Genomic DNA, 21,440 nt, shown 5'->3' with positions numbered 1-21,440 from the left:
GAGCAATCTTTGAGACGCGCGAAAATCGTCGCCACCCTGGGCCCCGCCACCTCCACCTATGAGACGGTGCGCGCACTGATCGATGCGGGCGTGGACGTCGCCCGACTGAACCTCAGCCACGGTGACTACTCCGTGCACGAGAACAACTACGCCAACGTGCGCCGTGCCGCTGAGGACGCTGGTCGCCCCGTCGCGATCCTCGTCGACCTGCAGGGTCCGAAGATCCGTCTCGGCAAGTTCGAGGGCGGACCCTACGAACTCGCCAAGGGCGACATCTTCAAGATCACCACCGAGGACATCATCGGCAACAAGGAGATCTCCGGAACGACGTTCAAGGGGCTCCCGCAGGACGTCAAGCCCGGTGACTTCCTCCTCATCGACGACGGCAAGGTCCGCGTCGAGGTCGTCGAGACCGACGGTGTGACGGTCACCACCAAGGTCATCGTCGCCGGAGCGGTCTCGAACAACAAGGGCATCAACCTGCCCGGCGTCGCCGTGAACGTCCCCGCGCTGAGCGAGAAGGACGAGGAGGACCTCCGTTGGGGTCTGCGCATCGGCGCCGACCTGATCGCGCTGTCCTTCGTGCGCAACGCCGCCGATGTCATCCGCGTCCACGAGATCATGGCGGAGGAGGGCGTCCGCGTCCCCGTCATCGCCAAGGTCGAGAAGCCGCAGGCGGTCGACGCGCTCGAGGAGATCATCGACGCGTTCGACTCGATCATGGTGGCCCGCGGCGACCTGGGCGTCGAGCTGCCGCTCGAGGCAGTCCCGATCGTGCAGAAGCGCGCCGTCGAGATCGCCCGCCGCATGGCGAAGCCGGTCATCGTCGCGACGCAGATGCTCGAGTCGATGATCAACAGCCCTGTGCCGACTCGCGCCGAGACGTCTGACGTCGCGAATGCCGTGCTCGACGGCGCCGACGCTGTGATGCTCTCGGGCGAGACCAGCGTGGGAGACTACCCGGTCGTCGTGGTCGAGACCATGGCGCGCATCATCGAGTCGACTGAGGAGCACGGCCTGGAGCGCATCGCGCCGCTCACGGCCAAGCCCCGCACGCAGGGTGGTGCGATCACCCTCGCCGCGCTCGAGGTCGCCGAGTTCGTCGACGCGAAGTTCCTCTGCGTCTTCACGCAGTCCGGTGACTCCGCCCGTCGCCTGTCGCGTCTGCGCTCGCGCATCCCGATGATCGCCTTCACCCCGGAGCCCGGCATCCGTCGCCGCATGGCGCTTACGTGGGGTATCCGCTCGACGCTGGTCGACATGGTCCAGCACACCGACCTGATGTACCACCAGGTCGATGAGTATCTGCTCGGCAACGGTCTGGCAGAAGAAGGGGACAAGGTCGTCGTGATCTCCGGTTCCCCTCCCGGAATCGTCGGATCCACGAACGACCTTCGCGTGCACAAGGTCGGCGATGCGATCCGCGGTGCCGCGCCGATCTACAAGGCCGGCGTCTGACGTACGTCATCCAGAGGGGGTGGGACTTCGGTCCTGCCCCCTCTGTCGTCCGCTTCGGGTAGCTTTCAGGCATGGAAACGCATCGCCGTCGAAGGAGGCCGTCATCGGCGTGCTGAGGAACGCGCGATGGTGGATAGCCGATTACGCGTACGCGGGGTACTGGCAGGTCCGTGCGGCATTCGACCGCACCGATCCGTCGTCTTTCGTCTCCGGAGATGCTGCACACATCGTCGTGCTCCCCGGCGTCTACGAGACCTGGCGGTTCCTGCAGCCGCTCGTCGTCGCGATGCATGAACGTGGTCATCCGGTGCACATCGTCGAGGCGCTCCACCGGAATGAGCGTCCTGTGGCCGAGATGGCCGCGGTCGTGGCGGCGTTCCTCGAGGAGCGCGGGCTCGAAGACGTGATCCTCGTCGCGCACAGCAAGGGCGGCCTTGCGGGGAAGACCGTGATGACCGGTCCGGCGGGCACGCGCGTGCGGTCGATGCTCGCGATCGCCGCACCGTTCGGCGGGTCGCGCTATGCGCGGTTGATGCTCTCCAGAACGCTTCGTGCGTTCTCACCGCGCGACCCGTCGATCGTGGATCTGGCGCAGCAGGTGACGGTGAACGAGCGGATCGTCTCGGTGTACGCGGCGTTCGACCCTCACATCCCCGAAGGCAGCGAACTGGCCGGCGCCAAGAACGTGCGCCTCGATACGGGCGGGCACTTCCGGATCCTCGCGCATCCACGCGTTCTGGCGGAGCTCGCGGTGCTCGCGGAATAGTCGATCAGTCGCCCGCGCCGGAATTCGCGCGTTCGTTCGATCGATGTTGGGTGCCGGCGGTGGGACTCGAACCCACACGCCCTTTCGGACAAAGCATTTTGAGTGCTCCGCGTCTGCCATTCCGCCACGCCGGCTCGTGTGTCGCGTCTACGACTTTAGCGCAGAGCAGGAGGCGCGACCGTCCGCGCCGAGCGCCTGAGGCCTGCAGACAGGGGCACTCCACTAGGATGGGTGTGTGACAGAGCAAGAAGAGCAGGCTGAGCAGCCCACGTCATCCGCACCCCGACGCGTCGTCGTCGCCGAAGATGAGTCGCTGATCCGTCTCGACATCGTCGAGATCCTCCGCGACAACGGCTTCGATGTGGTCGGCGAGGCCGGTGACGGGGAGACCGCGGTCGCTCTGGCCACTGAGCTCCGCCCCGACCTGGTCATCATGGATGTCAAGATGCCTCAGCTCGACGGCATCAGCGCGGCCGAGAAGCTGCACAAGGGCAACATCGCCCCGGTCGTGCTCCTGACGGCGTTCAGCCAGAAGGAGCTCGTCGAGCGTGCCAGCGAGGCCGGCGCCCTCGCCTACGTCGTGAAGCCGTTCACGCCGAACGACCTCCTTCCGGCGATCGAGATCGCGCTGGCCCGCCACGAGCAGATCATCACGCTCGAGGCAGAGGTCGCCGACATGGTCGAGCGCTTCGAGACCCGCAAGCTCGTCGACCGGGCCAAGGGTCTGCTCAACGAGAAGATGGGGCTGAGCGAGCCCGAGGCCTTCCGCTGGATCCAGAAGGCCTCCATGGACCGTCGTCTCACGATGCAGGACGTCGCGAAGGCGATCATCGAGCAGCTGGCTCCCAAGAAGTAGCGGTGAGCGCCGGATCCTTCCGGCTCGATTCCGAGCACATCCTCAGGCCCGTGCGCCTGGGCGACGGTGCCGCCCTTTCGCGTGCGTATCTGGCGAACCGCGAGCATCTCGCGCCGTGGGAGCCGACGCGCTCGGAGGCGTTCTTCACCGCTGCCTCGCAGGAGGCGCATGCACAGCACTGTGTGGACGACGCATCGGCCGGACGCGGCATCCGCTTCGTGATCGAGTCCGACGATGGTGAGATCCGCGGACGGATGAACCTCAACAACATCGTCCGCGGGGCGTTCTGGAGCGCAGACCTCGGTTACTGGGTGGATGCGACGCGCGTGCACCGTGGGCTCGCGAGCCGCGCGGTCGCGAGGGTGATCGAGCACTCCCGCACCGAGCTGCGGCTGCACCGACTCCAGGCGGCCACGTTGCTGCACAACCTCGGCTCGCAGCGGGTGCTGCTCGGAAACGGATTCGAGCGCATCGGGATGGCGCCGAAGTACCTCCTGATCGCGGGGGAGTGGCAGGATCATCTGCTGTTCCAGCGCCTGCTGGAGGAACCGCTCAGCGCCCGGCGGGAAGGTCCTTGATCATGTTGGTGATGCGGATGGTCGAGCAACGACGACCCTGATCGTCAGTCACCACGATCTCGTGCACCGTGATGCTCCGTCCCAGGTGCACGGGCGTGCAGACGCCGGTGACCAGACCAGAGGTCGCCGACCGCGTGTGTGTCGCATTGATGTCCACCCCGACAGCGAGCCTTCCGGCACCGGCGTGCAGATTGGCAGCCATCGAGCCGAGTGACTCTCCGAGCACGACGTAGGCCCCGCCGTGCATGAGTCCGACGGGCTGGGTGTTGCCCTCGACCGGCATCGTCGCGACGCAGCGCTCGACGCTGAACTCGACGAACTCCATGCCCATCTTCTCGGCGAGGGCGCCCATTCCCCGGGCCGTCGCCCAGTCGAGTCCCTCGCTCATCGCGACATCGCCCATGCATCCTCCTCAGCGGGTGTCCGTCGTCCTCGTTAGGCTGACAGGGTGACGGACTCCGCAAAGCCTACCCTCATGGTCGTCGACGGCCACTCGCTCGCCTACCGCGCCTTCTTCGCGCTCCCGGTCGACAACTTCACGACCAAGGACAAGCAGCACACGAACGGCATCTACGGGTTCCTGTCGATGCTGGTCAACCTCATCAAGGCGGAGAAGCCGACGCATCTCGCGATCGCCTTCGACACCTCGCGGCACTCCTTCCGCACCGATGAGTACCCCGAGTACAAGGCCACACGGTCCGAGTCGCCGCAGGAGTTCAAGGGGCAGATCCCGCTGCTGCAGGACTGCCTCGCCGCCATGTCCATCCCGGTCCTGACGAAGGAGGGGATCGAGGCGGACGACATCCTCGCCACCCTCGCGTCCCAAGGCGCCGAACAGGGCTTCGAAGTGCTCGTCGTCTCGGGGGACCGCGACACCATCCAGCTCGTCAACGAAGACGTCACGCTGCTGTATCCGTCGGTGCAGGGGGTCTCCCAACTCAAGCGCTACGACCCGGCGACCGTTCAGGAGCGTTACGGGGTGCGACCCGAGCAGTACCCGGATATCGCCGCGCTCGTGGGCGAGACCAGCGACAATCTGCCCGGCGTGCCGAAGGTCGGCGAGAAGACGGCGGTCAAATGGCTCACGCAGTTCGGCTCGCTCGATGAACTGATCGCCCGCGCCGACGAGATCAAGGGCGTCGTCGGAGGCAACCTCCGCGACCACATCGAAGACGTCCGTCGCAACCGCAAGCTCAACCGTCTGCTCACCGACGTCGAGCTTCCGGTGGGCCCGGCTGACCTCGCCGTCGCACCGATCGATGCGCAGGCCGTGCGCGACATCTTCGCCCGTCTCGAGTTCCGCACCCTGCTGCCGCGGGTGTTCGAGGCCGTCGGTGCCGGCGACGTCGCTGACGACCCTGCCTCCGTCGTGGTGCTCCCGGTGCCCGTCGAGGCGCCTGCGGCCGACCTCGCGAGTTGGGCTGCGGCGCAGGAAGGCGATGTCGCGCTCCGCGTCACGACCCAGGGCGGTGTCCCCGTACGCATCGGTGTTGCCACGCTGACCGAAGTACGTGAAGCCGATTGGTCGGATGAGGCCGCGGGCGCTCTGCGCGGATGGTTGGAGTCCGACGCACCGAAGGTGCTCCACGACGCGAAGCCGCAGGTGAAGGCGCTGATCCGCCAGGGCATCCGCCTTCGCGGGCTCGCATACGACACGAGTCTGGCCGGCTGGCTGCTGCGACCGAGCTTCCCCGACAAGACCCTCTCCGACCTCGTCGAGCGCTACCTGGGGGAGAAGCTCCCCGAGGCCGATCCTTCCCAGCTCGTCCCCGAGACCGAGGGTGCGACGCCGTCTCAGGAGGCGTGGTTCGCTCTGCGAGTTGCCGATGCTCTCCGCGAGGACATCCCGGAGTCGGTCGCGAAGGTCCTCGACGACATCGAGCTGCCCACGCTGCTCACCCTCGCCGACATGGAGGTCGCGGGTGTCGCCGTGTCGCACGACGTGCTGTCGACCTTCTCGGGTGAGCTCGCGGCCCGAGCGGAGGGCCTCGCACAGGAGGCGTTCTCCGTCGTCGGCCGCGAGTTCAACCTCGGCTCGCCCAAGCAGCTGCAGGAGGTGCTGTTCGAAGACCTGCAGCTGCCGAAGACCCGCAAGACCAAGACCGGCTACTCGACCGACGCTGCGGTGCTCGCCGATCTGCAGGAGAGCAACCCGCATCCGTTCCTGAGCCTGCTGCTGCAGCACCGTGAGGCCACGAAGCTGCGCCAGATCATCGAGTCGCTCGATTCGGCGATCGGAGACGACCACCGTGTGCACACCACGTACGTGCAGACGGGAAGCCAGACCGGACGGCTCTCGAGCACCGACCCGAACCTGCAGAACATCCCGGTGCGCACCGAGGAGTCACGCCGCATCCGCAGTGCTTTCGAGGTGGGCCAAGGGTATGAGGCTCTGCTCACCGCTGACTACTCCCAGATCGAGATGCGCATCATGGCGCACCTCTCCGGCGACGAGGGGCTGATCGAGGCCTTCAACAGCGGGGAAGACCTGCACCGTTTCGTCGGAGCGCGCGTGTTCGGTGTCGAGCCGAGCGATGTCACGGCGGCGATGCGCACCAAGGTCAAGGCGATGTCCTACGGTCTGGTCTATGGGCTCTCCGCGTTCGGCCTCTCCAAGCAGCTGCGCATCGAGCAGTCCGAGGCCAAGCAGCTCATGATCGAGTACTTCGCGCGGTTCGGCGCCGTGCGCGACTACCTGCGTGCATCCGTGATGAAGGCGAAGGAGGTCGGCTACACCGAGACCATCTTCGGCCGCCGTCGACCGTTCCCCGACCTCGCGAGTCCGAACCGCGTGCTCCGCGAGAACGCCGAGCGGGCCGCCCTCAACGCTCCGATCCAGGGCAGTGCCGCCGACATCATGAAGATCGCGCTGCTGCACATCCACGACGACCTCCGGTCCGAGAACCTCTCCTCGCGGGTGCTGTTGCAGATCCACGACGAACTCGTGGTCGAGGTCGCGCCGGGGGAGTGGGACGCCACGGAGCGGATCGTCCGCGCGCGGATGGGCGATGCTGCCGAGCTGTCCGTGCCGCTCGATGTGCAGGTCGGTCGGGGTCGCGATTGGAACGAAGCCGCGCACTGACCTCCGGCGGTGGGAGGGGGCCGGGGATTAGGCTGAAAGGTATGACTTCAGCTCCTCGCACCCCCTCTGCCATCGACGCCGTCGCCGATGAATGGGTCGACACGATCGCGGTACTGGCTCCCACACTCGGGACGTACATCGGCCGCGACGAGGTGAACGACCGCTTCGGCGACCTGAGCCCGCAGGGGCACGAAGAGATCGCTGCAGCCACCCGCGCGACACTCGACCGTCTCTCGGCACTCGAGCCCGTCGACGCGATCGACGAGGTGACGAAGACCGATCTCAGCGCCGAGCTCCGCCTCGATCTCGAACTCCACGATGCCAAGTGGCACCTTCGTGACCTCAACGTCATCGCCTCGGCGGCGCAGGACGTGCGCGCCGCCTTCGACCTGATGCCCACTGCGACCGTCGAGGACTGGGACGTGATCGCGACCCGTCTCGCCGCGGTTCCGGATGCGCTCCGCGGATACGTCGAGACGCTCCGCACCGGGATCGCTGAGGGAGTGACGCCGGCGCGTCGTCAGGTGGTCGAGGTCGCGACACAGATCGACCGCTACACGGCCGACGACGGGTTCTTCGCCGCCTTCGTCGCCGAGGCCGACCCGGAGGAGGGCCAGCTCCCGGCCTCCCTCGCACGCACGCTCGCGGACAACTCGGCAGCTGCACGCGTCGCCTACGACGAACTCCGCCGCTTCCTCGCCGAGGAGCTCGCCCCCGTCGCGGGCGAGGTCGACGCCGTCGGCCGCGAGCTGTACGCCCTCAACTCCCGCCGTTTCCTCGGCGCGACGATCGACCTCGACGAGACGTACGAATGGGGTCGTGAAGAGCTCGCCCGCATGGTGGCGGAGCAGACCGCCATCGCGAACGAGATCCTCCCTGGTGCGTCGGTCGAGGAGGCCGTCGCCCATCTCGAGGCCGATCCCGCACGCAAGCTCGTCGGCACCGACGCATTGCAGAAGTGGATGCAGGAGACGAGCGACAGGGCCGTCGCTGAACTGGGCGCCTCGCACTTCGACATTCCCGAGGCGATCCGCACACTCGAGTGCATGATCGCTCCCACCCAGGAGGGTGGCATCTACTACACGGGGCCCACGGACGATTTCTCGCGTCCCGGTCGCATGTGGTGGTCGGTCCCCGAAGGCGTCACCGAGTTCGACACCTGGCGCGAGCTCACCACGGTGTTCCACGAGGGCGTCCCCGGACATCACCTGCAGATCGCGCAGGCCGTCTACAATCGGGCAGAGCTCAACTCCTGGCGCCGTCTGCTCGCAGGCACGTCCGGCCATGCAGAAGGCTGGGCGCTCTACGCCGAGCGCCTCATGGAGCAGCTCGGCTACCTCGACGACCCCGCCGATCGACTCGGCATGCTCGACGGTCAGCGCATGCGGGCGGCCCGTGTGGTGCTCGACATCGGCGTGCACCTCGGCAAGCCCCGTCTCGACGGCACAGGTGTGTGGGACGCGGAGTACGCGCTGGACTTCATGCGCGCGAACGTGAACATGTCGGATCAGTTCGTGCAGTTCGAGGTGAACCGCTACCTGGGTTGGCCGGGACAGGCGCCGTCGTACAAGGTGGGCCAGCGCATCTGGGAGCAGGTCCGCGATGGTGTTCGCGCGGCGGAAGGCGATGCCTTCTCGTTCAAGGACTTCCACAAGCGGGCGCTCGATATGGGCGGCGTCGGGCTCGACACGTTGCGCACCGCTCTGCTCCCGCGCTGACGGGAATGCGGCCGGACGGTCACGTGTTCATTCATCTGAATAGGAAGGGATGACATGGGCATCGAATTCGGGCTGGACACGTTCGGCGACATCACGCGAGATGCGGACGGGGAGCTCCTCACGGGGGCGCAGACGATCCGCAACATCGTTCAGCAGGCGGAACTCGCAGACTCCGTGGGCGTGGACTTCTTCGGGGTCGGGGAGCATCACCGCACCGAGTTCGCCGTGTCCGCCCCGGAGATGGTGCTGGCGGCGATCGCCGCGCGCACGGAGAACATCCGGCTTGGCACTGCGGTCACGGTGCTGTCCTCCGACGACCCCGTACGCGTGTTCGAGCGCTTCTCGACGCTGGACGCGCTGTCGAACGGCCGGGCCGAGGTGGTGCTCGGGCGCGGCTCCTTCATCGAGTCCTTCCCCCTGTTCGGCTATGACCTGCGAGACTACGACGCGCTCTTCGAGCAGAAGCTCGAACTGTTCGTGGAGCTCCTGAAGGAGGAGCCGGTGACCTGGTCGGGAACGATGCGTCCGTCGTTGGAGAACGCGAACGTGTTCCCGAAGACCGAGAAGGGTCTGCGTACCTGGGTCGGTGTGGGCGGAAGCCCGGAGTCGGTCGTCCGTGTCGCTCGCCACGGTCTCGGCCTCATGCTCGCGATCATCGGGGGGCCGGCGGTGCGGTTCAAGCCGTTCGTCGATCTGTACCATCGCTCGGTCGCATCGTTCGGTACCACGTCGCATCCCGTCTCGGTGCACTCGCCTGGCCACATCGCCGCGACAGACGCGGAAGCCTGGGATGCCGCTTACTCCGGATTCGAGGCGATGAACAACACCATCGGCCGAGAGCGCGGGTGGCCGGCGTACAGCCGTGCACGTTTCCAGAACGACGTGGGACCTGAGGGGGCGATCTACGCAGGGTCGCCGGACCGGGTCGCTGCGAAGATCGCCGACACCATCACGACGCTCGGCCTCGGGCGTTTCGACCTCAAGTACGCCACGGGCACCCTGTCGCACGAGTCGATGATGCGCAGCATCGAGCTGTATGGCACCGAGGTGATCCCGCGCGTGAAGCGGATCCTCGCCTCGCAGGACTGACGTCATCGAGCGCAGCACGCCCGGCGCTCGGCTTTACGATGAGAAGCATGGCCAACACCGCCTTGCCGAGCCGCTCATCTTTGGCTGAGCGACTGGACGTCCTGCCTTTCACGCGCCGGCATCTCGGCTTGCTCACGGGCTCCGGTCTCGGCTGGGCGCTGGACGCGATGGACGTGGGTCTGATCTCCTTCATCCTCGCGGCCCTCACGCAGCAGTGGGGGCTGTCCAAGGGCGAGGCGGGCTGGATCGCCTCCGTCGGGTTCTTCGGCATGGCCATCGGTGCGACGCTCGGCGGTCTCCTGGCGGACCGCTACGGACGACGGCAGGTGTTCGCTCTGACGTTGCTCGTGTATGGCCTCGCCACCGGAGCCAGCGCGCTCGTGGGCGGGCTTGCGGCGCTTCTGGTTCTCCGATTCCTCGTCGGCCTCGGGCTCGGCGCCGAGCTTCCTGTGGCATCGACCTACGTGAGCGAGTTCGCCCCCGCCCGGATCCGCGGTCGCCTGATCGTCGTACTGGAGGCGTTCTGGGCACTCGGGTGGACGGCAGCTGCTCTCATCGGGTTCCTGGTCATACCCGCTTCGGAGGATGGCTGGCGCTGGGCGTTCGCCCTCGGGGCCATCCCGGCGGTGTACGCACTCTTCGTGCGGTGGCGGATGCCCGAGTCGCCTCGCTGGCTCGCGTCGCGGGGACGGATCGCAGAGGCCGACCGCATCGTCTCCGCGTTCGAGGCGGAGGCGCGGGTGGAGGCGACTCCGGCCATCAGGAAGGAGCCGGCATCACGAGCGATCGCCGTCACCGCCCGCGCACGGTTGGCGACACTCTGGAATCGGGAGTTCCGACTGCGCACACTGTGTCTCTGGCTGGTGTGGCTCGGTGTGAACTTCGCCTATTACGGAGCGTTCATCTGGATCCCGAGCATCCTCGTCGATGCCGGGTTCGATCTGGTGCGGTCTTTCGGGTTCACGCTCATCATCACGTTGGCTCAGCTCCCCGGCTACGCGGTGGCCGCGTGGCTCATCGAGGTCTGGGGCCGTCGACTGACGCTCTCCGTCTTCCTCCTCGGCTCGGCGGTCTCTGCCGTGGTCTTCGGCACGGCGACGACGGAGGGCACCATCATCGCCGCCGGCATGGCGCTGTCGTTCTTCAACCTCGGCGCCTGGGGTGCCCTGTACGCGGTGACCCCGGAGATCTATCCGACCTCGTTGCGGGGCACGGGCGCGGGCTGGGCCGCTGGAGTGGGGCGCATCGCATCGATCGTCGCACCGCTCTCTGTCCCGATCCTCCTGGTCGGGGGCGGCGCGCCGCTCCTGTTCGCGGTCTTCGGCGTCTGCTTCCTCGGTGCTGCGGCTGCGGCGTGGGGACTCGTCGATCGCGGCGGCCAGGCTCTCGACGACCGCTGAGGCGGAGGCGACCCATCCGGTCCCGGCGCCGTGCGTCGTCGTCCCGCAATAGGCTGGGATGATGGCAGATGTGCGGTTCGTGGCGATCGGCGACTCGTTTACCGAGGGTGTGGGTGATGTCCTCCCGGACGGACGGGAGCGCGGCTGGGCCGACCTGGCGGCTCAAGGGTGGGCCGACGCCGCCGGGCACCCCATCCAGTACGCGAACCTCGCGATCAGGGGCAAGCTCGCCTGGCCGATCGTGGAAGAGCAGCTCGAACCCGCGCTCGCCTTGCGTCCCACGCATCTCTCGTTCAACGGCGGTGGCAACGACATGCTGCGCCCGCGTACCGACGTCGAGCACATCGCCGACGCCTTCAGCCGGGTGCTGCGCCGATGCGACGAGGAGGGGGTGACGATGATCCTGCTCTCCGGCGCGAACCCGAGTGGTCAGCTCCCGATGGGCTCTCTCGTGCAGCGGCGGGGTGATCTGCTGTCCGAGGCCGTGCTGCGTCGCGTCGAAGATCGTCCCGACGTGATCCGTGCGCTCAACTGGCCCGACCGTGAGCTCTCCCGCGGCGCGTACTGGGCGGAGGACAGGCTGCACATGAATGCATCGGGTCACCACCGTGTGGCCGCCCGCGTGCTGCACGCTCTCGGCTACGAGCCTCCGGAGACGTGGTGGGCGCCGAGCGATCGGCTCGGTACGGGCCCCTCCGGCCTTGCCTATTACCGCGAGTTCGTCGGGCCCTGGGTGCGGCGGCGTGTGACCAGGACGTCGTCGGGAGACGGCCGCGCGGCGAAGTACCCGTCGTGGGTAGAACGGGTTCCCGCATGACGTCGTCCGACAGTTGCCGAATCCGGTGAGTGACTTCGAGCTCGCGGCCATCAGTGCCGGCACCGTGTCGCTGCATGATGCTCGCAGGCAGGAGAGGCGCGATGTCGCTCTCGAACCATTCGAGATCGGTGTGTACCCGGTGACGGAGGAACAGCTCGCCGAGGTGCTCGGCATTCCCGCACGGCATCCCCGCCGCCCCGCCGCGGATCTCAGCTGGTTGCGAGCGGTGCATTTCTGCAATGCCGCGTCGGAGTGGGAGGGGCTGGAACGGAGCTACTCGTTCGACGGCGAGGTCGTCACGTGGGATACGACCGCGGACGGATACCGGCTGCCCACAGAGGCGGAGTGGGAGTTCGCCTGTCGTGCCGGCGCGACGGGCCCTCACTATGCGCCGCTCGCGGATGCGGCTTGGACGGCGGCGGACGGGGTGGCCTCGCCACAGGACGTGGGCGGGAAGCTCCCGAATCTCAACGGGCTCTTCGACACGCTCGGCAACGTCTGGGAGTGGTGCTGGGACCTGCTCGACCCCGCCCGCTACGACGACTACCGGGTGTTCCGCGGAGGCGGCTTCGCCGACGACGCCTGGAGCGTTCGGGCATCCGTTCGTCGCGGGGGAGCGCCGCGTATGCATCACGACGACGTGGGGTTGAGGCTCGCTCGAGGCGCCTTCGACACCACGGATCAGGCACAGGGCTGGTCGGCGCGAAGCGATCGAGAGCGTGCTTTCCAGGATGGCCCGCTTCCATCGGGATGGACTCCTCGCCGCGGCTGAGGCGCCCCGATTCTTCGTCGGCGACATGTGCGAGAGGAGCGCATTTGTCCCGCTGGCTGTGCTGATGCCAGGCTGAGGGACATGGCATCCTTCTATTCGCTCATCGTCTCTCAGGGCCGGGTGGCCGACCGTACCGACGGCGCCTTGATCGGCGCGCGCCGAGTGGGCGAGGCGGTGTCGTCCCTGATGTCGATCGAAGCACAGACCATCGGCACTCCGACCCCGAGTGTCGTCGATGACTGGACGAAGGCGTTACCGGAGGCGGAGCAGACGCTCCAGGGGATCCGGGCGGCGCTGCAGGATGCCCTTGCCGCGGGGACGACACCCCTGCTGATCACCAACACCTGCGCTGTGAGCCTCGGCACGCTCCCCACGGTCGCGGAGCATCACCCGGATGCGGTGGTGCTGTGGATCGACGCGCACGGCGACTTCAACACCCCGGAGACGACGGAGTCGGGGTACCTCGGCGGCATGGTGCTCGCCGCGGCGTGCGGCCTCTGGGATAGCGGCCACGGTTCCGGCATCGACCCGAAGCAGGTGATCGTCGTCGGTGGCCGGGACATCGACCCCGCCGAGGGGGACCTTCTGGCGGAGGCAGGGGTCACCGTACTTCGGCCGGCAGAGAGCACGCCTGAACGCGTCGTCGACATCATCGCCGGACGACCGGTATGGATACACGTCGACTGGGACGTGCTCGAGCCCGGTTACATCCCTGCGGCCTATCGCATCGGGGGCGGGCTGCTGCCGCATCAGATCGCCGGGATCTTCGCCGCACTGCCCGTAGGTGCCGTGCAGGGCGTGGAGCTCGCGGAGTTCGAGGCGGGAGACGCCGAAGTCCCTGAGCATCTCAGCGTGGAGCTCGTGATCGAGACTTTGCAGCACCTCCTGCGCTGATTTTGTGGACTCTGTCCGCGTGCCGCGTCAGCGACGGCGCTCGGGGTCGAGCCCCATGCGGACACGCGTACGTTTGCGCTCGACGAGGATGAAGACGGTGCCGATGATCCAGAGCGGGATCGGCATGAGAAATGCGATCCGGAAGGCTTCCAGCGAGTAGGTCTCCGGCGTGCCGGCGCCCTGCAGGTCGAGCGCGAGACCGATGAGGAAGATGGCGATGAGCGCGGCGATGAAACCTCCGGCGTTCGTGACGCCGGTGGCGGTGCTGAGGCGGTGCGTCGGGTTGTGCGTTCTGGCGTGGTCGAAGGCGATCATCGAGGCGGGACCACCGGTCCCGAGAGCGATCGCCAGGACGTAGAGGAGCCAGAGCGGTGCGGTGTCGGGGAGGGCGATGACAGAGATCCACGCTGCCATCTGAACCCCCACGGCCGGAAGCACGAGGGCGAGAGAGCGATGGTTCGGCAGTCGACGCGAGAGGTCGCCGATGATGGGACCGAGAAGCATTCCGGAAACGACATATACGGAGATGATACCCGCGGCGGGTGCAGCATCCAGGCCCTCCGCCGCTGTGAGGAACGGCATTCCCCAGAGGAGCACGAACGCGGTTCCCGCGAACGGCGTGGTGAAGTGCGACCAGAAGGCGAGACGGGTCCCTGGGTGCGCCCAGGCGGCGCGTATGCCGACGCCGGTATCTATCGCTGAGGTGACGACGCGCACGACTCCCGTGTCGGTGTTCACCGTGACATCGGCGCCGCGCTCGACCGGATGGTTGCGGATGACGAGCGCCACGAGGATCGTGAACAGCACCCCGAGCCCGGCGATGCTGCCGAAGGTGATCGTCCAGGTGGTGGCGTGCAGCAGCGCGGCGACGGGGACGAGCGCGATGAGTTGCCCCGCCTGGCCGATGATGCCGGTGAACTGCACCATGAGGGGTCCTCGCTGCGAGGGGAACCAGGTGGCAACCAGGCGCAGCACGGCGGGGAAGATGGCGGCATCTCCGGCGCCGAGCAGAACGCGTGCGACGATCGCGATGCCGATGCTGGGGGAGAGCGCCATGGTCAACTGGCCGGCGGCCATGAGCAGCATCCCGATCGTCATGATCGGCCGGGATCCGAAACGGTCGAGCAGGATTCCCACGGGGATCTGCATCCCGCCGTACACCGCGAGTTGGACCACGGCGAACAGGGCAAGCGTGGAAGCGTCGGCCTGGAACCGGTCGGCCGCTTCGACGCCGACAGCCCCTAGCGAGGTGCGGTTGGTGATCGCGAGCACATAGGCGGCGACGCCGACCGACCAGATCAGCCAGGCCCGCCACCCCGGTGTGGAGACGGGGGAGTGGGAGACCTGCGGCACCCCTCAACGCTACTCCTCTGCGATGTCGCAGATGAGATCTGTGATGTCGCAGGTGGGAGCTACGCTCACGCCATGACCAGCACACCTCTGCATCACTCACTCGATTACATCGAGCTCGTCGTCACCGACCTCGACGTCTCGAAGCGCTTCTTCGCCGATGCGTTCGGCTGGCACTTCAACGACTACGGCCCGGGCTATGCGGGGATCGTGTCTCCGCGCGCCGACGGGAACGAGGCCGGTGGTCTGCTGCTCGCCGACGAGGTGCGTCCCGCCGGCGGCCCTCTGGTGCTGCTCTACTCCGAGGACCTCGACGCCACGAAGGAGGCCATCGTGGCGGCCGGGGGCAAGATCCTGCAGGAGCCGTATGAGTTCCCGGGTGGGCGTCGGCTGCACTTCGCGGATCCGTCTGGCACCGAGCTCGGGGTGTGGTCCGCGCACTAGCGCCCGGTTCCCGGCGTCGGACCTTTCGAGCGTGCGACGATTGCCCGTATGACGGACATCACCGCGGGTACTACCGACGACATCGCGAGATGTGTCGATCTCTGGGTGCAGGCTCTTCGATACCGCGATGGAGAGGTCGACGCGGCCGCAGTCGCCGCCCGCATGCGCAAGCTGTTCGACGGGCCTCTCCTGCGGTTCGCGTTGGCAGGGGAGCCTCTCGCTGGGTTCGCTCTGACGGCACCGAAATCCGGTGACGAGACCACGGCAGTGCTGGAGCGGATCGCTGTGCTCCCTGCTTCCTCCGGCAAGGGGATGGGAAGAGCTCTGTTGAAGGACGCGATACGGGCGTCGAAGGACGCCGGGTACTCCACGGTCGAGCTCGCTGTGCGGCGAGGAAACCCCGCCGTCCGGCTCTATGAGCTGCAGGGATTCCGGCCTGTTTCCGGTCCGGTCCCTCATCCGCTCGGCGGCGAGCCCATGATCACGTTCAGTGTCGGCCTCTGAGGGGAGCCGACGCCTCCGGGGGTACGTTCAGCGCGCTGCACGCCTGACAGAGGGGCATGGAGTATGCCGAGCCTATGACGGCCCAGGGGAGGGGAGTGCCGGGCCCCTGAGATCCTCCACGATGATCGATACCAGCTCGTCGGTACCGATCTCGGGGCCGATCCGTCGTTCATCGAACCAGGGGAGTGGCTGCCACCCATCGTGCCATTCGCGGATCTTATCCTCCCCGAATTCCTGGGCAAGCTGCCGGCCCGCGTGGCGGCGGATCGTCTCCTCGAGGCCGACGTCGAACTGGTAGATGCGTGTGGACCCGAGGTGGTCTCGGTACAACCGTTCGAACGCCTCCGAGTAGTCGCGCAGATTGAACACGCCGTCGAGGATCACGTCATACCCGAGGTCGAGCGCCTGGCGGGCGGTGGTGATGATGAGGACACTGGCGTCGCGGGAGAGCTTCCGCCGATCCGGCTCACGGAGGAGCTCGCGGCGGAAGTGATCCTGAGAGATCAGAGCGACGCGCGCGCCCAGCGCTGTGCGCAACGATGTCGCCGTGGTCGTCTTCCCCGACGCCGCATCGCCGCGAAGGATGACGAGACGAGTGGAGCCGCTGCCTGTGAGAGCCATCGGGCCATTCTCGCAATACTCTCGGGTCTGACGGGCGTCAGGTGAGCTGGAACGGCATGCCGAGGGCTGTCCTGAGCCTGGTCGCGAAGGCTTGGCGGTGAGCCGGATCGACCCATTCCGCGTCATCATGCCGCTGGTACAGACGGTCGTCCGGGTGGCGGGGGAACACGTGAACGTGAAGATGCCAGACGTCCTGGCCTCCGGCGGGTTCGTTGTGCTGGCGGATCGAGGTGCCCTCACACGCGTATGAGGAGCGGATGCCGATGGCGACTCTCTGGGTGAGGTCCCACACCGCCGCGCTGTCCGACGGCGAAAGGTCGTAGATGTTCTCCACATGCGTCCGAGGGATGACAAGCACCGCGCCCGGGTTCCCAGGCCACCACTTCGGAGCGATCCGGGCGTAAGCGCGTTCAGTGACAGCGACCACGTCTGTGGGCAGGTTGTGATCGTCATGCGTGCCCTCGAGGAAAGCGCAGAACGGGCAGACGTAGCCCGCGGGCGCATGCATAGGGGGACTCGCGCCCCGATCATCGCACGGTGAGCGGCTGGATGGCTCGTGGAACAATGAAGACATGCTTGCTCGGGTCGTCGCGGTCCATTCCAGTGCTTCTCACACGTTCAGCAAGGAGACACGGGGATCCATCTCGCTGCTAGAGGGTCTGGGCGTCGACGGCGATGCGCACTGTGGAGCGACGGTCAAGCACCGATCGCGGGTGGCCGCCGATCCGTCCCAACCGAATCTCCGGCAGGTGCACCTGATCCACGGCGAGCTCTTCGAGACCCTGAAGGAGGGTGGCCATCTCGTGGCTCCAGGGGACCTCGGCGAGAACATCACGACGCAGGGCATCGATCTGCTCGCGCTGCCTGTCGGATCACGACTGCGAATCGGAGAGACTGTGGTGACGGTCACGGGGCTTCGCAATCCGTGCCAGCAGATCAACGGATTCCAGTCGGGGCTGCTCAAGCAGGTGGTGCGGAACGCCGGTGACGGCAAGGTCGTCCGCCTCGCCGGCGTGATGGGCATCGTGTCGCGGGGTGGGCGCGTGGCTGCGGGAGATCCGATCGATGTCGAGTTGCCACCGCACCCGCATCTCCCGCTCACGCGAGTCTGAGGGGGACGGGCTGCTTTCTGCTAGCTGACATAATGTGCATTATCGGATATAGCTCGCGAGTCGAGAGTGGCGCGAAGAGATGGGACTCTGTGCTCTCGGGCCCCTCATGCTCCCTGGGCTGCTGTATGGGAGACGACGTCGCGAATCCAGCGGTTCGCCGCTGACGGGTACAGCGGTGCCGACACATCGTTGTCGTCGAATGGGCGCCATAGGATCGGCACGATCGATCCGTCGGACTCCGTGAGGGTGCCGCCCTCCAATGCAGGTTCTGGGTGCAGCCTGCCGCAGTACAGCGCAACGATTTCATGACCGAGCTCGCCGTCGTATCGGAAGATGTTCTCAACGACGCCCAGGAAAGCCAGATCGACCACATCGGCTTGGAGCTCTTCCTGGACTTCGCGGAGTATCGCCTTCTCGTGTGTCTCGCCGAGTTCGACACCGCCGACGATCAGCCGGTGAAAGCCGAGCGGGTTCTCCGCCGTCGCACCGTGCTGGCTGACGAGGTGCCGAGCGCCGTCGCTGTGGGTGGCCACAAGCATGGCTTTGACACGAATGTGGGAGCGGTCGACCGGCATGCCCCTACGCTCCGACGTAGGCAGCGAGGTGCTCCCCCGTCAGTGTGGATTTTTGGGACACCAAATCTGCAGGTGTCCCTTCGAACACGATCTTGCCGCCATCATGACCGGCCCCGGGCCCGATATCGATGATCCAGTCTGCATGGGCCATCACCGCCTGATGATGTTCGATGACGATCACCGTCTTCCCGGCGTCGACGAGCCGATCGAGCAGCCCGAGGATCTTGTCGACATCGGCGAGGTGCAGGCCGGTCGTGGGTTCGTCGAGCACGTAGACGTCGCCCTTCTCCCCCATCTGGATCGCGAGCTTGATCCGCTGGCGCTCACCACCCGACAGGGTCGACAACGGCTGCCCGAGCGACAGGTAGCCGAGACCCACGTCTTCCATCCGGCCGAGGATGGCGGAAGCCGTCGGGAGCTTCGCCTCGCCCTCACCGAAGAACACCCGCGCTTCGGACACTGGCAGATCGAGCACCTCGGTGATGTCCTTGCCGGCGAGTTTGTACTCGAGAACAGCTGCCTGGAAGCGCTTGCCGCCGCAGTCCTCGCAGGGCGTCTCGATCGTGTCCATGAATCCGAGTTCCGTGATGATCACGCCGGCGCCCTTGCACGACGGGCAGGCGCCCTCTGAGTTCGCGCTGAATAGAGCCGGCTTCACGCCGTTGGCCTTGGCGAACGCCTTGCGGATCGGCTCCAGGAGGCCTGTGTACGTCGCGGGGTTGCTTCGTCGCGAGCCCTTGATCGCGGCCTGATCGATCGCCACGACGCCGTCGCGCTTCGAGACCGACCCGTGGATGAGGGAACTCTTGCCCGAGCCCGCGACGCCCGTGACGACCGTGAGCACGCCCGTCGGGATGTCGACGTCGACGTCCTTCAGGTTGTTGGCCGTCGCGCCTCTGACGTCGATCGCGCCGGTGCCGGTGCGCACCGATTCCTTCAACTGCGCCCGGTCCTCGAGGTGATCGCCGGTCTTGGTGCCGCTGGCCTTGAGACCCTCGACCGTTCCCTCGTAACAGATCTCTCCGCCGGCGCTGCCCGCACCGGGACCCAGGTCGACGACATGGTCGCCGATCATGATCGTCTCGGGTTTGTGCTCGACCACGAGCACCGTGTTCCCCTTGTCGCGCAGCTGCAGCAGGAGCCCGTTCATGCGCTGGATATCGTGCGGGTGCAATCCGATGGTCGGCTCGTCGAACACGTAGGTGATGTCGGTGAGCGAGGAACCGAGGTGGCGCAGCATCTTGATGCGCTGCGCCTCTCCCCCGGACAGCGTGCCCGAAGGCCGTTCGAGACTGAGATAGCCGAGTCCCAGGGTCACGAAGGCATCGAGGTTCGCGCTGAGCGCCTGAAGTAGTGGACCCGCGCCGGGAAGGTCGAGCCCCCGGACCCAGTCCGCGAGGTCTGTGACCTGCATGCGGCATGCGTCCGCGATGCTCACGCCCTCGATCTTCGACGACCGTGCACCCTCGGTGAGTCGCGTGCCGTCGCACTCCGGGCACACCGCGAAGGTGGCGACGCGCTCGACGAAAGCACGGATGTGCGGCTGCAACGCATCGAGATCCTTCGACAGCATCGACTTGGTGATCTTCGGGATGAGGCCTTCGTAGGTCATGTTGATCCCGGAGATCTTGACCTTCGTGACCTCTCCGTAGAGGAAGAGCTGACGCTGTTTGTCGGTGAACTGCGAGATCGGCTTATCGGCGGGATAGAACCCCGACTGAGAGAAGCCCTTCACCATCCAGCCGTCCGCCGTGTAGCCGGGAACCATGATGGCCCCTTCGTCGAGAGACCGCGACTCGTCGACGATCTGGGCGAGATCGAGGTCGGACACCGCTCCCCTGCCTTCGCATCGCGGGCACATGCCGCCGAGGTAGATCGCGTCCTTCACGATCTTCTTCTCACCGCCAGGGCCCGTCATCACCCCGCTGGCTCTCTGCGTCGGGATGTTGAACGAGAAGGCGGTGGGTCCGCCGATGTACGGCTGCCCGAGTTTGCTGAACAGGATGCGCAGCATCGCGTTGGCATCCGTCACCGTGCCGACCGTCGAACGCGGGTTCGCACCGAGCCGCTCCTGGTCCACGATGATCGCGGTTGTCAGTCCCTCGAGGACATCGACGTCGGGCCTCGGCACCGACGGCATGAAGCCCTGCACGAAAGCGCTGTAGGTCTCGTCGATCATGCGGCGCGATTCCGCGGCGATCGTGTCGAAGACGAGCGAGCTCTTGCCCGAGCCGGAGACACCGGTGAAGACGGTCAACCGGCGCTTCGGGATGTCGACGCTGACCTCTTTGAGGTTGTTCTCACGCGCGCCCTGGACGCGGATGAGGTCATGGGTGTCGGCAGGGTGCGCTTCGGTGCTCATCGGGGTCCTTCGGTTCTGCGGTGGAGATATCAGGTGGTCTGGTCTAAGCGGTCTGATTGATACGGAGCAGATTCCCGGCCGGGTCGCGGAACGCGCAATCGCGCACGCCGTAGGGCTGGTCCATCGGCTCCTGCACGACATCGGCGCCGTGCTCGACCAGGCTCTCGAAGAGCGTGTCGAGGTCATCGCTGGCGAGGGTGAGAGCAGCGTAGCTGCCCTTCGCGATCAGCTCGAGGATCGTCTGCCGCTCGGAATCGGTGATGCCGGGATCTGTTGCCGGCGGGTGGAGGACGATCGACGTCTCAGGCTGACCGACGGGGCCGACGGTGAGCCATCGCAATCCGTCGTAGCCGACGTCGTTGCGCACCTCGAATCCGAGAGCGTCGCGGTAGAACGCGAGAGCGGCTTCCCCATCGGTGTGTGGAAGGAATGCGTAGTGGATGCTGATTCTCATGGCTCTCACGTTAGGTGGGCATCGGGGCGCGGCGCTTCTCTATTCCTGATCGGTCTCGTGACCTGCTTCGCCTGGAAGGACGGTATTCCCTCGATGGTGGTGGCGCGTTCACGGTACACGCTGGGTGAGACACCGATGAGCTCCGAGAACCTCGTGCTGAAGGTGCCGAGCGAGGAGCATCCGACTTCGAAGCACACCTCCGTCACCGTCAGGTCGCCGCGCCGCAGCAGAGCCATGGCGCGTTCGATCCGCCTCGTCATCAGATACGAGTACGGGGACTCCCCGTAGGCTTCGCGGAACTGCCGGCTCAGGTGCCCTGCCGACATGTGCACTCCGCGCGCCAGCGCTTCGACATCCAGAGGTCGGGCGTACTCCCGATCGATGCGATCGCGGACCCGTCGCATGACGGCGAGCTCGCGCAGCCGAGCGTGGTCGAGGTCCGTCACGAGGATGATCTTGCCACGTCGGGGAATCGTGTCGGGGAGTTTCCCGGCGTGACGAAGAGAAACGCGGGCGGGCGCTTCTCCCCCGCTCCTGCCCTCAGGGGCGCTACCCTGAAGGGCATCCTCACAGGATTTTCTCAGAAAG

Annotated in this window: 22 protein-coding genes and 1 tRNA gene; 14 read left to right on the top strand and 9 right to left on the bottom strand. The window is 66.6% G+C overall.

Features of this window, described 5'->3' with window-relative positions; translation table 11 throughout:
* The first annotated feature begins 9 nt into the window (after nt 1–9).
* Both pyk and DSP71_RS21075 read left to right on the top strand, forming a co-directional pair.
* Nucleotides 10–1,458: a pyruvate kinase gene (pyk, locus tag DSP71_RS21080; RefSeq protein ID WP_113681968.1), complete on the top strand. Its 1,449-nt coding sequence runs from the start codon at nt 10–12 to the stop codon at nt 1,456–1,458.
* A 109-nt stretch (nt 1,459–1,567) separates the two neighbouring features.
* Nucleotides 1,568–2,224: an alpha/beta hydrolase gene (locus tag DSP71_RS21075; protein ID WP_258546591.1), complete on the top strand. Its 657-nt coding sequence runs from the start codon at nt 1,568–1,570 to the stop codon at nt 2,222–2,224.
* A 51-nt stretch (nt 2,225–2,275) separates the two neighbouring features.
* Here the strand turns inward: DSP71_RS21075 and DSP71_RS21070 are convergent.
* A tRNA-Leu gene (locus DSP71_RS21070) sits at nt 2,276–2,358 on the bottom strand.
* A 101-nt stretch (nt 2,359–2,459) separates the two neighbouring features.
* Here DSP71_RS21070 and DSP71_RS21065 point away from each other — a divergent pair.
* Together DSP71_RS21065 and DSP71_RS21060 are read left to right on the top strand one after the other, a co-directional pair.
* Nucleotides 2,460–3,080, top strand: coding sequence for an ANTAR domain-containing response regulator (locus DSP71_RS21065; RefSeq protein ID WP_017830602.1), 621 nt, complete (start codon nt 2,460–2,462; stop codon nt 3,078–3,080).
* A gap of 2 nt (nt 3,081–3,082) precedes the next feature.
* The gene (locus DSP71_RS21060) at nt 3,083–3,658 is read left to right on the top strand and encodes a GNAT family N-acetyltransferase (protein ID WP_113681967.1); all 576 of its coding nucleotides are present in this window, start codon (nt 3,083–3,085) and stop codon (nt 3,656–3,658) included.
* Here the strand turns inward: DSP71_RS21060 and DSP71_RS21055 are convergent.
* A complete protein-coding gene (locus DSP71_RS21055; protein ID WP_046747117.1) occupies nt 3,633–4,061 on the bottom strand; it encodes a hotdog fold thioesterase in 429 nt (142 codons plus the stop codon). The genes DSP71_RS21060 and DSP71_RS21055 overlap by 26 nt on opposite strands.
* Nucleotides 4,062–4,106: 45 nt before the next feature.
* On the opposite strand from DSP71_RS21055, the gene polA reads away from it, so the two are divergent.
* From polA to DSP71_RS21020, 7 genes are all read left to right on the top strand, one after another.
* Nucleotides 4,107–6,740 carry a DNA polymerase I gene (gene polA / locus DSP71_RS21050; RefSeq protein WP_179516028.1) on the top strand — a complete coding sequence of 878 codons (2,634 nt, stop codon included), beginning with the start codon at nt 4,107–4,109 and terminating at the stop codon, nt 6,738–6,740.
* Nucleotides 6,741–6,781: 41 nt separating this feature from the next.
* Nucleotides 6,782–8,458, top strand: a complete 1,677-nt coding sequence (locus tag DSP71_RS21045; RefSeq protein ID WP_046747115.1) for a DUF885 domain-containing protein — start codon at nt 6,782–6,784, stop codon at nt 8,456–8,458.
* Nucleotides 8,459–8,512: 54 nt separating this feature from the next.
* The gene (locus DSP71_RS21040) at nt 8,513–9,547 is read left to right on the top strand and encodes an LLM class flavin-dependent oxidoreductase (protein WP_058631189.1); all 1,035 of its coding nucleotides are present in this window, start codon (nt 8,513–8,515) and stop codon (nt 9,545–9,547) included.
* Nucleotides 9,548–9,594: 47 nt separating this feature from the next.
* Nucleotides 9,595–10,947, top strand: a complete 1,353-nt coding sequence (locus DSP71_RS21035; RefSeq protein ID WP_113681965.1) for an MFS transporter — start codon at nt 9,595–9,597, stop codon at nt 10,945–10,947.
* A gap of 61 nt (nt 10,948–11,008) precedes the next feature.
* Nucleotides 11,009–11,764, top strand: coding sequence for an SGNH/GDSL hydrolase family protein (locus tag DSP71_RS21030; RefSeq protein WP_174799774.1), 756 nt, complete (start codon nt 11,009–11,011; stop codon nt 11,762–11,764).
* A 25-nt stretch (nt 11,765–11,789) separates the two neighbouring features.
* Nucleotides 11,790–12,536, top strand: a complete 747-nt coding sequence (locus tag DSP71_RS21025; protein ID WP_058631186.1) for an SUMF1/EgtB/PvdO family nonheme iron enzyme — start codon at nt 11,790–11,792, stop codon at nt 12,534–12,536.
* A gap of 81 nt (nt 12,537–12,617) precedes the next feature.
* On the top strand, nt 12,618–13,430 hold the full coding sequence (locus DSP71_RS21020) for an arginase family protein (RefSeq protein ID WP_113681964.1): 813 nt from the start codon (nt 12,618–12,620) through the stop codon (nt 13,428–13,430).
* A 27-nt stretch (nt 13,431–13,457) separates the two neighbouring features.
* Here the strand turns inward: DSP71_RS21020 and DSP71_RS21015 are convergent, their stop codons facing one another.
* Nucleotides 13,458–14,783: a nitrate/nitrite transporter gene (locus DSP71_RS21015; RefSeq protein ID WP_113681963.1), complete on the bottom strand. Its 1,326-nt coding sequence runs from the start codon at nt 14,781–14,783 to the stop codon at nt 13,458–13,460.
* 72 nt (nt 14,784–14,855) lie between these two features.
* Between DSP71_RS21015 and DSP71_RS21010 the strand changes: the two genes are divergently transcribed.
* Both DSP71_RS21010 and DSP71_RS21005 read left to right on the top strand, forming a co-directional pair.
* Nucleotides 14,856–15,224: a VOC family protein gene (locus DSP71_RS21010; RefSeq protein ID WP_113681981.1), complete on the top strand. Its 369-nt coding sequence runs from the start codon at nt 14,856–14,858 to the stop codon at nt 15,222–15,224.
* A 48-nt stretch (nt 15,225–15,272) separates the two neighbouring features.
* On the top strand, nt 15,273–15,728 hold the full coding sequence (locus DSP71_RS21005) for a GNAT family N-acetyltransferase (protein ID WP_113681962.1): 456 nt from the start codon (nt 15,273–15,275) through the stop codon (nt 15,726–15,728).
* Between the two features lie 72 nt (nt 15,729–15,800).
* Here DSP71_RS21005 and DSP71_RS21000 read toward each other — a convergent pair whose 3' ends face one another.
* The gene (locus DSP71_RS21000; protein WP_058631182.1) at nt 15,801–16,349 is read right to left on the bottom strand and encodes an AAA family ATPase; all 549 of its coding nucleotides are present in this window, start codon (nt 16,347–16,349) and stop codon (nt 15,801–15,803) included.
* A gap of 37 nt (nt 16,350–16,386) precedes the next feature.
* Entirely contained in the window at nt 16,387–16,857 is a 471-nt protein-coding gene (locus DSP71_RS20995; RefSeq protein WP_058631181.1) for an HIT family protein, read from the bottom strand.
* A gap of 64 nt (nt 16,858–16,921) precedes the next feature.
* On the opposite strand from DSP71_RS20995, the gene DSP71_RS20990 reads away from it, so the two are divergent.
* Nucleotides 16,922–17,461 carry an MOSC domain-containing protein gene (locus tag DSP71_RS20990; RefSeq protein WP_061015923.1) on the top strand — a complete coding sequence of 180 codons (540 nt, stop codon included), beginning with the start codon at nt 16,922–16,924 and terminating at the stop codon, nt 17,459–17,461.
* A 104-nt stretch (nt 17,462–17,565) separates the two neighbouring features.
* On the opposite strand, the gene DSP71_RS20985 is transcribed toward DSP71_RS20990, so the two are convergent.
* From DSP71_RS20985 to DSP71_RS20970, 4 genes are read right to left on the bottom strand one after another with little or no spacing between them, the layout of a single operon-like run.
* The gene (locus tag DSP71_RS20985; protein ID WP_113681961.1) at nt 17,566–18,036 is read right to left on the bottom strand and encodes an NUDIX domain-containing protein; all 471 of its coding nucleotides are present in this window, start codon (nt 18,034–18,036) and stop codon (nt 17,566–17,568) included.
* Between the two features lie 4 nt (nt 18,037–18,040).
* Complete coding sequence (locus tag DSP71_RS20980) at nt 18,041–20,398, bottom strand: excinuclease ABC subunit UvrA (protein WP_113681960.1); 2,358 nt, start codon at nt 20,396–20,398, stop codon at nt 18,041–18,043.
* 43 nt (nt 20,399–20,441) lie between these two features.
* The gene (locus DSP71_RS20975; RefSeq protein ID WP_113681959.1) at nt 20,442–20,852 is read right to left on the bottom strand and encodes a VOC family protein; all 411 of its coding nucleotides are present in this window, start codon (nt 20,850–20,852) and stop codon (nt 20,442–20,444) included.
* A gap of 5 nt (nt 20,853–20,857) precedes the next feature.
* Nucleotides 20,858–21,256 (bottom strand): helix-turn-helix transcriptional regulator, encoded by a 399-nt coding sequence (locus tag DSP71_RS20970; RefSeq protein WP_058631215.1) that lies wholly within the window; start codon nt 21,254–21,256, stop codon nt 20,858–20,860.
* Nucleotides 21,257–21,440 lie beyond the last annotated feature (184 nt).

The sequence above is a fragment of the Microbacterium sp. H6 genome, from assembly GCF_003314775.1.
Lineage (GTDB): Bacteria > Actinomycetota > Actinomycetes > Actinomycetales > Microbacteriaceae > Microbacterium > Microbacterium oxydans.
The sequence above is the reverse complement of the archived record's forward strand: the minus strand, read 5'-3'. Positions and strand labels throughout refer to the sequence as shown.